Raw genomic sequence first — 11,760 nt, forward strand, 5'->3', positions numbered from 1 at the left:
ATTGAAAAACCTGGAACTATAATTCCAGGTTAGATTAAAAACAAAATATTTATTTTATATTTTCAACAGTATAGCCTTTCTTTTTAAGTTGGTCAATTACAGTATCTTTCACTACTAAATGACCAGAACCTACTACAACCAAATATGTACCTTCATCATCACTTTCTAAAAGTTGTATTAGTTTAGATGCCATATCTTCATCTCTTTTACCAAGTAACATTTGTGAAAACTCATCATTTGAACCTTCCATTATAGATGAGTAAGATTTTGTAAATCCATCTACGTCACCTTTGTGCCATTGTTCTAGCCATGTTTTCATCATATCAACTTCATTTAACGCTTCCTTAGATTGTGGATTTAAAATATTATCTAATGCTCCATTTAAATATTCTTCTTGGATTTCTTGAGATAAACCGTTAAATAAATTTGCTTGATATTTTAGTCCCTCTAACTCTTCAATAGGTTTTCCTGTTAATGCTGCTCTAGTAATAAAATACATATCTATACCAAGGGTAGCAGCTTGTTGAGCAGCTTCCGTAGTTTTTGAATCACTAGTTGTTCCAACAAGTGTTAAATCATTAGCAATTCTCCAAGGTTTTAATTGTTCATAAGTTTCCTTAGGTAATTTAATCTCTTCAATAACCTTTATAAACTTCTCATAAGTTTCTTTAGATATATGGTCTTTAAGGCTTGTTCCGTCTGTATACATAGACTCCTGTATAAATTCATTCATCCCTTCTTGTTTCATTAAGTTGGCTTCTACAATAAGAGAATCTGATTCTTCAAATGCATCTTTTAATCTTTTGCTAATTGGATATAAATTTGTATCTCCAACATGAATAGAACCTAAAAGATAAATAGTATTCTTACCTTTAGAAACCTTCCAAAGAAATCCTTGAGATCCTCCCTCGTGAACTTCATAGGTATCAGAAATAAGTCTTGTTGCAAATATTACTGCCTGTTCTGTAGTACATGGCTGTTCTAGTTTTAACTCTTTATTTATACCAATAAGAATACCTCTTCTTTGCATATATTCTATTGGAGTCTCTTGTTTAACGTTTAAAATTTTCGATAATTCATATTGATTTAATAGATTATAAAGAGCTGTCAGAACTGCTTTTCTTGTACCATCTGCTGTATAAAGTATAGGTTTAAAATATTCATTCTTTTTAAGGTCTAAACCGGCAAGTTTCTCGGCAGTTCTTTCTAACAATAGATTAAGCTTATCTTCTGAAATATTTTCTAGAAATCCATCATAATACCAACTAATAGGATATATGCCGTATTTTTCTCCTTCATTAAGCTCTGATATAGCCCATCTACTAATTTGTATCTGAGATACATCATCTGCTATAACAGGTGCTACAGTAGAGAATATTATGGCAAGTATTATAACCCATGAAACCGTACATGCTTTAATATTCTTAAAGCAAACTTTTTTAGTTTTGTTCATCTTTATGTCTCCTTTTTATATATTTAAATCTCTATAAACCTCAGTATATATTATAATCTTTAATTGTCAACTAAGGTTTTGATAAAATTAGACAAAAGAAAAGAAGCATGTATGGCACATTACATGCTTCTTCTCTGATTTTTAATACTTTTAGGTTCTGAAAGTATTTCAGAAAATATTATACCTCTTAAAATATCTTCTCGAACTTCCTTATTATATCCAGTAGAATTTGCAACTTCTTCTTCATGGTGTTTTCTTTCATTTCTCTTTGCTTCCCAAAACGAATCATCCCAGTCTAATTCTCTATCTATTACTTTCTCTTGAACTACTACTTCTTGTTTAGCTTTATTAGTGTTCTGTTTTCTCTGTCTTTTTTGTGTCTCTTTTTGCATTTCATCTTTTAAAACTGTTATAACACCTTTATTAGGTCTAGGTTGTTTTTCTAATTCTTGTATTCTTTTTCTTCTAGCTTCATCAATCTTTTTCTTATCTTTTGAGCTTTTAAGCAATAAGTCTATAACAATTATAAATATAAAAAATATTAAAGGGCTGCGCATTTTATCACATCCTATTTTTGTTTCTTATCATCATCAGCTATCTTTGATATGGCACTTCTCATATCGGTATCTGCTAAAACATTTCTCATATTATAATAATCCATAACTCCAATTTTTCCTTCTCTTAAAGCACTTGATAAAGCCAAAGGAACTTCTGATTCTGCCTCTACTACCTTAGCTCTCATGGCTTGAACTTCAGCTTTCATCTCTTGTTCCTTAGCCACAGCCATTGCTCTTCTTTCTTCAGCTTTTGCTTCTGCTATACGTTTGTCTGCTTCCGCTTGATCTGTCTGTAACTTAGCACCAATATTTCTTCCAACATCTACGTCAGCAATATCTATGGATAATATTTCAAATGCAGTGCCTGAATCTAGACCTTTATTTAAAACTGTTTTAGATATACTATCTGGATTTTCCAAAACATCTTTATGAGAACTTGAACTACCAACTGTAGTTACTATACCTTCACCAACTCTAGCTATTATAGTTTCTTCTCCTGCTCCCCCAACTAGCCTTTCAATATTAGCTCTTACTGTTACTCTTGCTTTAGCTACAACTTCAATACCATCTTTTGCTACAGCAGCTATTTGTGGTGTTTCTATCACTTTAGGATTAACGCTTACTTGGACTGCTTCTAATACATTTCTACCAGCTAAATCTATAGCTGCAGCTCTTTCAAATTCTAATGGTATATTAGCTCTTTGTGCAGCAATTAAAGCATCTACTAAAGTATTTACATTACCTCCTGCTAGATAATGAGCTTCTAATTCATCTACGTTAATTGTAAGACCTGCTTTTGTTGCCTTAATCATTGGATTTACAATTCTATTTGGTACTACTCTTCTAAGTCTCATACCTATCAATGTAGAAATTTTAATCTTTACTCCAGAGAAAAAAGCTGTTACCCATAATCCTACAGGAATAAATGTAAAGAAAAGCATTACAAGGATAATAATAAGTACAGCTATTGCAATTGTGAAACCAAAACCACCCATAATTATAACCTCCTAACAAATATTTTTGATCCTTCTACCCTAGCTACTTTAATAGGAATATCCCTTGGTATAAATCCTTCTTCGGATAAAGCATCTAATCGCTTTCCATCTATTTCAATAAACCCTGTAGGGCGAAGTTCTGAAACTGTAAGTCCTTCTTTATCTAAATATTCATCTTTTGAATCTACACTTAAATATCCTTTTTCATCTTTTTGATGTGTAGTAAGTATTATCTTATTGAAAATTTTACTTCTAAATCCTAGTTTTAGTAATATTATGGTAGCTATTGTAGTAATTATTATAGCCACACTTAAAGATAATATAGCGGTAGATAAAGATTCCATTGCTAATATAGTACCTGCCAAAACTAAAATTATTCCACTAATTCCTGGCAAACCAAACCCTGGAACCATTCCTTCAATTACTAATAAAATAAGACCTGTTACAAATAAAGCCAAAGAAGTCCAATTAGAATTTCCAGCAAGTATATTTCCTCCAAAATATAAACCAAAACCAATAATACTTATAGTGCCTCCAATTCCAAATCCTGGAGTTAAAATTTCTACTATTAACCCTACAAATCCTAGTGTTAGCAGCAAGCTACTTACATATGGATTTGAAATATACTTTGCTAATTTTATTTGAAGACCTTCTTCTACCTTAACTATATTAGTATTTTCTATGTCAAAATATGCAATAATTTCCTTATAATCATCAGAAATAAAATCTGCAATACCATGTTCCATAGCTTCTTTTGATGTTAAATTAACTAATTTCCCTATTTCTGAAACTCCTTCTATATACATATCCTTATCTGCCATAGCTTCAATTATATCAGAATCTCTTCCTCTATATTGAGCTGTATCCCTTAAAAAACTTCTCCACATCGAAAGAACTTTCTCAGTATTTGGTATTGTTTCAGCAGAACCAATAGTTGCAGTAGGTGACATAACTATTTTTTCACTAGCAATAGTAATTAAAACTCCCGCAGATTCTGCCTTATTATTTACATAAGAGATGGTTGGAACATTTAGAGAAACTATCAAATTTTTTATCTTTTCTGCTTGGTCTATTAGTCCACCATAGGTATCAATTTCAAATATAATTCCTTGAACATTTTTCTTCGTTAATTTATTTAATGTATCATTTAAAAAGTTATAGGTTGCCCTGTTTATTTCTCCTTTAATAGGTATTACATAAACTTCTTCTTTCGTTTCTGCAAATACTAAATTTGATAAAATAAAAACAATTAAAAATATTAATAAAGATATCCTCAACTTTTTCATTTTTACACCCCCTATAACATTATATTACATATTATTATATAACTACCCATTTATTATAGCAATAATAATAAAAAGTAATAATTATTTGAATCAATTCAGTTTTAATAATAAACCTGTTACCGTTCTATAAGTTATAAAAAACCTGGGTTAAATAACCCAGGTTAACTTAATACTTTTCTAACAACTTTATTCACCATATTGCCATCAGTTTTACCCTTTACTTTTGGCATTACAGCTTTCATTACTAATCCAATATCTTTAATGGATGTAGCATTAATTTCTTTAACGGTTTCAATAACTATTTTTTCAACTTCCTCTTCAGAAAGTTGTTTTGGTAAATATTCTAAAAGAATTTGAATTTCTTTTTCTGTTAAGTCAATAAGATCTTGCCGCTCGCCTTTTTTAAAATCCTCAATGGCAGTCCTTTTTTCTTTTAATTGCTTAGCTATTATTTCTAATATTTCTTCTTCTAATACTTCTTTTCTTTCATCAACTTCTTTTTGTTTAATAGCTGCTCTAATCATAGTGATAGTATTTTTCTTGATAATATCTTTACTTTTCATGGAGTCTTTTAAATCCTCCATAAGTTTTTCTTTAAGGGACATAAATTCACCTTCTCGATTAGTACTTAGCGTGCTTTTTCCTTCTAGCCGCTTCAGATTTCTTTTTACGTTTTACACTAGGTTTTTCATAGTGTTCTCTTTTTCTATATTCAGATAAAACTCCTGAACGAGCACATTGTCTTTTGAATCTTTTCAACGCATTGTCAAGAGATTCGTTTTCTCCAACCTTAATTTCTGACATCTACTTCTCCCTCCCCTCTCTATTGCAAGAGTCCTCCCATACTATCTATGATAAAGGATTACGACACTAGATTATTATACATTATAATAAAATTTTTTTCAACTAGTTTTTAACCTGGAGGCCACATCATTTGCCTTCCACCTAGCACATGAAAATGAATATGGTTTACGGTTTGTCCTCCATGATTTCCACAATTATTAACCACTCTATATCCACATTCAAGTCCTTGTTCTTTGGCTATTTTACTTGCTACATAAAATATATGACCTATTAAAGGTACTTTATTCTTATCAATAAAATCTGCCGATTCTATATGTTCTTTAGGAATAACTAAGAAATGGACAGGAGACTGTGGGCTTATGTCCTTAAAAGCTATTACTTTCTCATCTTCATAAATTAAAGTACTTGGTATCTCACCATTAATAATTTTACAAAATAGACAATCAGACACCCTTTCACCTCCTCTTCATAATTATATAATTATTTATTCTACAAATATTTATTCTACAAAAAATTTAAAAATCCTTTATTTTTCCTATTAAAATTTCTTCTTTTGCGTCTATTATTTCTAAGGGTATTATTTTACCTTCTAAATCCTTACTAACTTCAGCTTTCACTCTAATGTAGTTAGTTGTATATCCCTCTAAAAAAGTGGGTTGGTCTTTACTCTCTTCTTCGAATAAAACATTTAATGAAGAACCAAGGAATGTAGAATTAAACTTCATCATTAGATCTTCACCTAGTTTAATAAGTTTTTCGCTTCGTATATGCTTAATAGTACCGTCTACTTGATCTTTATATCCACTAGCTGGAGTACCTTTTCTAGGTGAATATTTAAATACATGTATTCTAGAAAATCCAATTTCTTTTATAAATTCATAGGTTTCATTAAACTCTTCTTCTGTTTCACCAGGAAATCCTACAATAATATCAGTTGTAATACCTGCGTTTGGCATGTAGTGTCTAATTAGATTGACTATATCTCTATATTCTTTTGTAGTGTACTTTCTGTTCATTCTTTTCAATACTGAATCACTGCCACTTTGTAAAGATAAATGAAAGTGATCACATACCTTTCCTAAATCCACTATGGTTTTCATAAAGTTTTCATTAATTAATGTAGGCTCTATAGAACTTAATCTAATCCTTTCTATTCCCTCTACCTGATTTACCTTTTCTATAACATCAAGTAAAGTAATTCCTCCTATATCTTTTCCATAAGATGCTACATGAATTCCTGTAAGAACAACTTCTTTAAAACCGGCCTTAGAGAGTTTTTCTGCCTCTCTTATAATATTTTCTAAAGATCTGCTTCTAATAGGCCCTCTTGCATAAGGTATTATGCAATAACTACAAAATTGATTACATCCATCTTGGATTTTTATATAGGCTCTAGTTTTAGATTTTATATTATCTATATTTATATTTTCAAATTCCTTATGACTTTTTATGCTTTTTACTATATTTATTCTCTGATTTCTTTTTTTAGCCTCTTCACATAATTCTACTATTTTATGTCTATCAGTAGTACCTATAATTACATCTACTCCTTGAATTTTTTCTACTTCCTGCGGAGCAACTTGAGAATAACATCCTACTACTGCCATTATAGAATCCTTGTTTAATTTTTTTGCTCGTCGAATAAATTGTCTTGATTTTCTATCAGATAAATTGGTTACAGTACAAGTATTTATTACATAAACATCTGCTGTATCTTCTCCTCTTACTATTGCATATTCGTTTTTTTGAAACATTTCTTCCATAGCTTCAGTCTCATATTGATTAACTTTACAACCCAAAGTTAATATGCATACGGTTTTTTTGCTCTTATCTTTGCTAGAAACCTCGTTATTATCAAGGTTTAGTTTTGTTTTTCTATTTTTATTTTCTCCCATTACGGTAGCTTTCCTCCTAAAATCAAATATTATTAACATCCGCTACCAAAGTATAAATCCCATATTTTTTAAATATCCAAAAATATAGACGGGCTCTTTTCCCGTCATTGCTACCTTTTTTAAATTACATTATCATTTTATTACTCATCAGTATTATCTTTGGTTTTTCGGATTTTATTCTTAAAATTTCTTTTAAATTATACCATTTGAATTTATCTCGTACAAGTATGTTTACATATTTTGAACACTTCTACTCCTCTTCTAATACTTTTTGAACTTTTTCTTCAATTGCTGTAATCATAAATTCATTAAGCGTCATTCCGGATTTTTGTGCGGCTTCTTCATAGACTGCTTTTCTACCTTTCTTTACATATGGATACAATCTATCATAATTTTTGGCGTTATATTTATTCTTTGCTCGCGTTGCCGATGTTCCTTTCTTCTCGCTCATTTTCGCACCGTCCTTTCTTTATGTACTGATTATACCAACTTCCTTTATCTCACGCAAGTATATATTTTTTAAATTATTTTTCGTATTTCCTCTTGACTATATACTCACGTGAGTATATAATGTAAATAAGAGGTCCGGAAAACTAATAAATAAATGGAGGTAATAGAAATGACAATGAAAAGATTTTTAGAAAGTGCGTTTTATTGCGAAATATACGAAATTGCACAATGCCTTGATTATTATTTATCTATAAACGATTGGGATACTGCGCAAGAATTTTTCAAGAAATGGGAAACAGCTAAAGCCGCTTTAAGATTTATTTTCGGAAAAACTTACGTATTTACAAGAACTGATGAATATTACGGTATATTAAATGAAGAAAACGAAACAGAATTTTTAATAAAACGACCAGCTTATAAAGAATAGTGTTATCACTAAAATGTAAAAAACCCACTGGAATATTTATAATCCTAGTGGGTCTTTTACATTATATCATTATTTTGTTCTCATTGACAATGTAGCCGGGACTGGTGTTTCTCCGTCAATATACATTTGTAAGATTTGGTTTCTTTCCCACTTCTTTTTTGCTTCTTCAAGTGCCGTTTCAATCATTTTATCTATGTCCTTCGCTGTAAAAAGAATTCTCAATATAGCTGGTAGACGCTCATAAACCCAGTCTGATACAACTGCAAATTTAAGTTCACCTGTTCCCGCTCCAAATTCACGTTCTGCTTGCGTTACTAACCTATAAAGAATGTTGTTTAAGATTTTCTTTTCACCTCTCTTAATAAGTACAGCAACAAGGATAATGAAGCCTACAACAACAAGAACACTGTCCCAGTTTGAAATCAAAAAATTAAATATAGCCATTTTTTTATTCCTCCTATCCAATAATTGTAAGGTCCTTTTTAAATACATAACTATTTATTCCACCATTCGCACCAAGCAATATTTTTTCACCCGAAATTTTTGAAACTGTATGAGTTCCATTCTTTACCCATCCCGGGATTGTTTGACCAGTTGCGTATGTGCTTCCAATTATTTTGACTTTTGAACCTTCTTTTAATATAGGTGCTGAACTCGCTTCCACTTCAACGTCCTTCAAATATACCCAACTCATAATGTTAGATAGTAATGCTCTGTCCTCTTTAAGTTCTTTTATAGTATATTGGCTGCCTTTCACAAATTCAGCAATGTTTTGACCAGTTGCGTATTTTGTGGCGGTCCTTTTTACTGTCACATCGTCACCGACTTTAAAATTTCCATTTATCTGTGGTGGTGTACTAGGTGTAACTATGCCACCGCATACTGCTCTTATAATTTCGTCAAACTGAAAGTTTCCTCCCGGACAATTCGGTTTACTTATTGGACTTACTTCGTAATGCCCTACAATATGCGCTCTGTCTATTGGCATATCTATCCCGAATATGGTTTCGACTTCTCTTTTAATGTGCTTTATCAATTCAATAGTTGCCACTTTCTGCGCGTCTGTAAGTTTACCTTTGTTTTCTGCCCATCTGCCCTCATGTTCAATTGATATAGTATAATAGTTTGCATTGGTCTTTCTGTCCCTTACTGCCTTTAGTGTTGATTTCCCATAATAAACGTTGCTTGTTGGATTTGTACTTGTGCCATTGCACCATGCGCCGTCTCTTAGGTCTACAAGTTGCGTTACCCTCCCATCTTTAGCTACTACATAGTGTGCGGAAGCTTTTGACGCTGGATTGCATAGCCATGATATCGCCCCATTGTATGAACCTTCTGTAATGTGGCAAACAATCATATCTGGTTTCCAACCATTCCTTCCATTATATTTGTTTGGCGAATTCTTCTTTGTGATATTCATTAAAAACAACCTCCTTACTTGTTATTGTGAAATGTCATTAAAATCTAAAGGAGAACCCGAAATTTCCGGATTCTCCTGTTTGATTTTCAAAATATTTTCTGCCTTTGCTTTCCAGCAATAAAAGGCTATTGCGGCGGCTGTCGGTGTGCCAATAAACGCAAGTACAACCCCTAATTGCGAAAAATCAATAAAAACAATTTTTACACCTACGAAAACACCTACAAAATAAGTTGAAAGCACAAGTAAAAGAATAGTCTTTGAAAACTCAAATTTCTTTTTCTTTCCTTTATTTATCCCTTTTCTGTGCTTTGATGTGTCTTTACTCATTTTCTCCCTCCTTTTACTCTTTATCCATTTCCCCCTCAATGCGGTCAATTCTTTTATGGGCTTGTTTTGCAGAAGCTTCTACGCATGAAAGACGTGATATTACTTCAATATGTTGTAAGTCCTGCTTCTCTTGTTTTCTTTTAATATCATCAACACCAGATTTTATATAGCCTATTTCGGTTAATATAGTGCCATTTTGTTTACCTTCTTTATTATCGTCTTGCTTCTTATTTCTCGAAAAAGCAATATATCCAAATATTATTGCACACGCCGTCCCAAGAATACCTAAAATACTTGCCATTATTGAAATGTCTGCCACTTCTATTCACTCCTTTTATTTTTAAATAATTCATTTAATGACTGTCGGAATCCGTAACTATTGCAATGCTTCAAAATACCTTTATAAGACGCAATGCTTCCTTTGAATGATTCTTCCGTTATTTGCCCACGGGCTTTCGCTTTAATTAAATGCTTAACGCGAGCTTTTATTTTCTTCGCTGTTTTTTTCTTTAGTTTCCTATGTGTTGCCCAAATTCTAAACCCTACAAAGTCAATTCCCATACTACAGGGACGAATTGCAGTTTTATTGTTTAACTGTAAATGCAATTTATTATTCAAAAATGTTTCTATTTCGTCCTTTACTGCCGCAAGGTACTTTTTATCCGGATGTAAAATAATAACATCATCCATATAGCGAATGTAATAATGTAATCTCAATTCATGCTTTACATATTGGTCAAGCTCATTGAGATAAAGATTCGCAAACATCTGTGAAGTTAAATTCCCTATTGGCATACCTACATCCAAAAGCCTTTCATCTTCGGTACACATATCCGGGTCAATTCCTGCGGGTAACCCGAATTTTGTATCTTCACAATTTATGATAATTGAAAGTAAGTCAATCAATCGGTCATCGTGAATCTTCCTTTTTAATATGTTAATTAATATGTCATGGTCTACCCTGTAAAAGTATTTTGAAATATCAAGTTTTAAATAATAATATCGTTCCGGTTTCCTCTCCGTTTGTCGCAACCAATACTGCAACCTATCCGCGGCGGCGTGTGTCCCTTTCCCTTCACGGCAAGCGTAAGAATCAAATATAAATTGCTTGTCAAAGATAGGAAAAAGCTGTTTATAAATAGCCCATTGTACAACACGGTCGCGAAAGGGCAATGCCATAATCAGCCGCTTTTTAGGCTCATAAACGTAAAACTGCCGATACTTCCCCACCTCATACGTTCCATAAATAAGGTGGTTTTGAATTTCAATCAAGTTTGATTCAAGGTTACTACTGAATGTTAAAACTTCATCCCTAAACCTTTTGCCTTTTCTAGCAATTTCATAAGCTTGATATAGATTTTCAAAATCATAAATTTTTGGGTATATATTTTTAATTGTTTTCATCGCTCCCCCTTGTCTTTTAATTATTGATTTCGCTGATGTGTAGCACTCTTCAACTATTTTTGTTTACTAACTGCTTCCACAGCAATTCAATCTTTTTTCCGTTATATATAACAGAAAGGGAAATGAACCCCTTTAACCTATGCACTGGATGTGCACACGTATGTGCACACCTTCTGGCTAAAGAAGGTAGAGCGGCGCGGAAGCCAATGTTGTTACTGGAATTCGCACGCGAGTTATTCAAGTTCAACGCCGCGACACCTGCGTTCGACATGTTGTTCCATCTCGCTCCGCGCAATGGCAAACGCGAATCTATACGATTCATCCCCCATATATAAAAATCTTTATTTTACAGACTTCATATATCCCCCAATCATTCTTCCAATTTCATCAATAAGTTTTGCCCAATACTCATATTTTTTGAACGGCAAACATGGTTTTTGATTCGGGTATAATTTTTTATCCGCGGCAAGTCTTATTAAATGTCTTAATATATCAAGTTCAATATCTAATTCCTGCAACGTGGTTTTCTTGTAATACTTTTTTTCAATCGTCACAGCAAGCATAAGCATTCGGTACATTGATTTTCTAATGTCACCTGCAAGTGCATATTTTTCAACTTTTGGGAATTGTGTTAATGCTGGACTTCCGTAAAGAATCATGTCGTATATTTTCTCTTTTATTTTAAATTCTTCCATTGTCCACCCCCGCAAATTGTATTTAAATACTTTTAAAATAAAGGCGG

The 11,760-nt window shown here is 32.2% G+C and carries 16 protein-coding genes; 1 reads left to right on the forward strand and 15 read right to left on the reverse strand.

What is annotated here, in order from left to right:
- Positions 1-49: 49 nt before the first annotated feature.
- From KQI42_RS09590 to KQI42_RS09630, 9 genes are all read right to left on the reverse strand, one after another.
- Positions 50-1,453, reverse strand: coding sequence for a TraB/GumN family protein (locus tag KQI42_RS09590; protein ID WP_216519222.1), 1,404 nt, complete (start codon positions 1,451-1,453; stop codon positions 50-52).
- Between the two features lie 119 nt (positions 1,454-1,572).
- Positions 1,573-2,010 carry a hypothetical protein gene (locus tag KQI42_RS09595; protein ID WP_216519224.1) on the reverse strand — a complete coding sequence of 146 codons (438 nt, stop codon included), beginning with the start codon at positions 2,008-2,010 and terminating at the stop codon, positions 1,573-1,575.
- An 11-nt stretch (positions 2,011-2,021) separates the two neighbouring features.
- On the reverse strand, positions 2,022-3,005 hold the full coding sequence (gene floA / locus KQI42_RS09600; protein ID WP_216519226.1) for a flotillin-like protein FloA: 984 nt from the start codon (positions 3,003-3,005) through the stop codon (positions 2,022-2,024).
- Between the two features lie 2 nt (positions 3,006-3,007).
- Positions 3,008-4,291: an NfeD family protein gene (locus KQI42_RS09605; protein ID WP_216519228.1), complete on the reverse strand. Its 1,284-nt coding sequence runs from the start codon at positions 4,289-4,291 to the stop codon at positions 3,008-3,010.
- Between the two features lie 161 nt (positions 4,292-4,452).
- Positions 4,453-4,896 (reverse strand): GatB/YqeY domain-containing protein, encoded by a 444-nt coding sequence (locus KQI42_RS09610; RefSeq protein WP_216519230.1) that lies wholly within the window; start codon positions 4,894-4,896, stop codon positions 4,453-4,455.
- 16 nt (positions 4,897-4,912) lie between these two features.
- A complete protein-coding gene (rpsU, locus tag KQI42_RS09615; protein ID WP_216519232.1) occupies positions 4,913-5,095 on the reverse strand; it encodes a 30S ribosomal protein S21 in 183 nt (60 codons plus the stop codon).
- 109 nt (positions 5,096-5,204) lie between these two features.
- Positions 5,205-5,546, reverse strand: coding sequence for a histidine triad nucleotide-binding protein (locus KQI42_RS09620; RefSeq protein WP_216519234.1), 342 nt, complete (start codon positions 5,544-5,546; stop codon positions 5,205-5,207).
- 64 nt (positions 5,547-5,610) lie between these two features.
- Positions 5,611-6,990: a tRNA (N(6)-L-threonylcarbamoyladenosine(37)-C(2))-methylthiotransferase MtaB gene (mtaB, locus tag KQI42_RS09625; protein ID WP_216519236.1), complete on the reverse strand. Its 1,380-nt coding sequence runs from the start codon at positions 6,988-6,990 to the stop codon at positions 5,611-5,613.
- A gap of 250 nt (positions 6,991-7,240) precedes the next feature.
- Positions 7,241-7,441, reverse strand: a complete 201-nt coding sequence (locus tag KQI42_RS09630) for a type II toxin -antitoxin system TacA 1-like antitoxin (RefSeq protein WP_216519238.1) — start codon at positions 7,439-7,441, stop codon at positions 7,241-7,243.
- Positions 7,442-7,609: 168 nt separating this feature from the next.
- On the opposite strand from KQI42_RS09630, the gene KQI42_RS09635 reads away from it, so the two are divergent.
- Positions 7,610-7,867 (forward strand): hypothetical protein, encoded by a 258-nt coding sequence (locus KQI42_RS09635; protein ID WP_216519241.1) that lies wholly within the window; start codon positions 7,610-7,612, stop codon positions 7,865-7,867.
- A gap of 69 nt (positions 7,868-7,936) precedes the next feature.
- Here KQI42_RS09635 and KQI42_RS09640 read toward each other — a convergent pair whose 3' ends face one another.
- The 6 genes from KQI42_RS09640 to avd all read right to left on the reverse strand — a co-directional run bounded on the left by KQI42_RS09640 (position 7,937) and on the right by avd (position 11,713).
- A complete protein-coding gene (locus KQI42_RS09640) occupies positions 7,937-8,311 on the reverse strand; it encodes a hypothetical protein (RefSeq protein ID WP_216519243.1) in 375 nt (124 codons plus the stop codon).
- A gap of 13 nt (positions 8,312-8,324) precedes the next feature.
- On the reverse strand, positions 8,325-9,287 hold the full coding sequence (locus tag KQI42_RS09645; protein WP_216519245.1) for an N-acetylmuramoyl-L-alanine amidase: 963 nt from the start codon (positions 9,285-9,287) through the stop codon (positions 8,325-8,327).
- Positions 9,288-9,308: 21 nt separating this feature from the next.
- Positions 9,309-9,614: a hypothetical protein gene (locus KQI42_RS09650; RefSeq protein ID WP_216519247.1), complete on the reverse strand. Its 306-nt coding sequence runs from the start codon at positions 9,612-9,614 to the stop codon at positions 9,309-9,311.
- 13 nt (positions 9,615-9,627) lie between these two features.
- Positions 9,628-9,933, reverse strand: coding sequence for a hypothetical protein (locus KQI42_RS09655; RefSeq protein ID WP_216519249.1), 306 nt, complete (start codon positions 9,931-9,933; stop codon positions 9,628-9,630).
- A 2-nt stretch (positions 9,934-9,935) separates the two neighbouring features.
- Positions 9,936-11,018, reverse strand: coding sequence for a reverse transcriptase/maturase family protein (locus KQI42_RS09660; protein WP_216519251.1), 1,083 nt, complete (start codon positions 11,016-11,018; stop codon positions 9,936-9,938).
- Between the two features lie 341 nt (positions 11,019-11,359).
- Positions 11,360-11,713 (reverse strand): diversity-generating retroelement protein Avd, encoded by a 354-nt coding sequence (gene avd, locus KQI42_RS09665; protein ID WP_216519253.1) that lies wholly within the window; start codon positions 11,711-11,713, stop codon positions 11,360-11,362.
- Between the last annotated feature and the right edge of the window lie 47 nt (positions 11,714-11,760).

It is taken from the genome of Tissierella simiarum (assembly GCF_018917865.1).
Classification (GTDB): Bacteria; Bacillota; Clostridia; order Tissierellales; family Tissierellaceae; genus Tissierella_C; species Tissierella_C simiarum.

Coding starts and splice junctions, on each gene's coding strand:
- KQI42_RS09590 (WP_216519222.1), bottom strand. CDS start 1,453: ATGAACAAAACTAAAAAAGTTTGCTTTAAGAATATTAAAGCATGTACG.
- KQI42_RS09595 (WP_216519224.1), bottom strand. CDS start 2,010: ATGCGCAGCCCTTTAATATTTTTTATATTTATAATTGTTATAGACTTA.
- floA (WP_216519226.1), bottom strand. CDS start 3,005: ATGGGTGGTTTTGGTTTCACAATTGCAATAGCTGTACTTATTATTATC.
- KQI42_RS09605 (WP_216519228.1), bottom strand. CDS start 4,291: ATGAAAAAGTTGAGGATATCTTTATTAATATTTTTAATTGTTTTTATT.
- KQI42_RS09610 (WP_216519230.1), bottom strand. CDS start 4,896: ATGTCCCTTAAAGAAAAACTTATGGAGGATTTAAAAGACTCCATGAAA.
- rpsU (WP_216519232.1), bottom strand. CDS start 5,095: ATGTCAGAAATTAAGGTTGGAGAAAACGAATCTCTTGACAATGCGTTG.
- mtaB (WP_216519236.1), bottom strand. CDS start 6,990: ATGGGAGAAAATAAAAATAGAAAAACAAAACTAAACCTTGATAATAAC.
- KQI42_RS09630 (WP_216519238.1), bottom strand. CDS start 7,441: ATGAGCGAGAAGAAAGGAACATCGGCAACGCGAGCAAAGAATAAATAT.
- KQI42_RS09635 (WP_216519241.1), top strand. CDS start 7,610: ATGACAATGAAAAGATTTTTAGAAAGTGCGTTTTATTGCGAAATATAC.
- KQI42_RS09640 (WP_216519243.1), bottom strand. CDS start 8,311: ATGGCTATATTTAATTTTTTGATTTCAAACTGGGACAGTGTTCTTGTT.
- KQI42_RS09645 (WP_216519245.1), bottom strand. CDS start 9,287: ATGAATATCACAAAGAAGAATTCGCCAAACAAATATAATGGAAGGAAT.
- KQI42_RS09650 (WP_216519247.1), bottom strand. CDS start 9,614: ATGAGTAAAGACACATCAAAGCACAGAAAAGGGATAAATAAAGGAAAG.
- KQI42_RS09660 (WP_216519251.1), bottom strand. CDS start 11,018: ATGAAAACAATTAAAAATATATACCCAAAAATTTATGATTTTGAAAAT.
- avd (WP_216519253.1), bottom strand. CDS start 11,713: ATGGAAGAATTTAAAATAAAAGAGAAAATATACGACATGATTCTTTAC.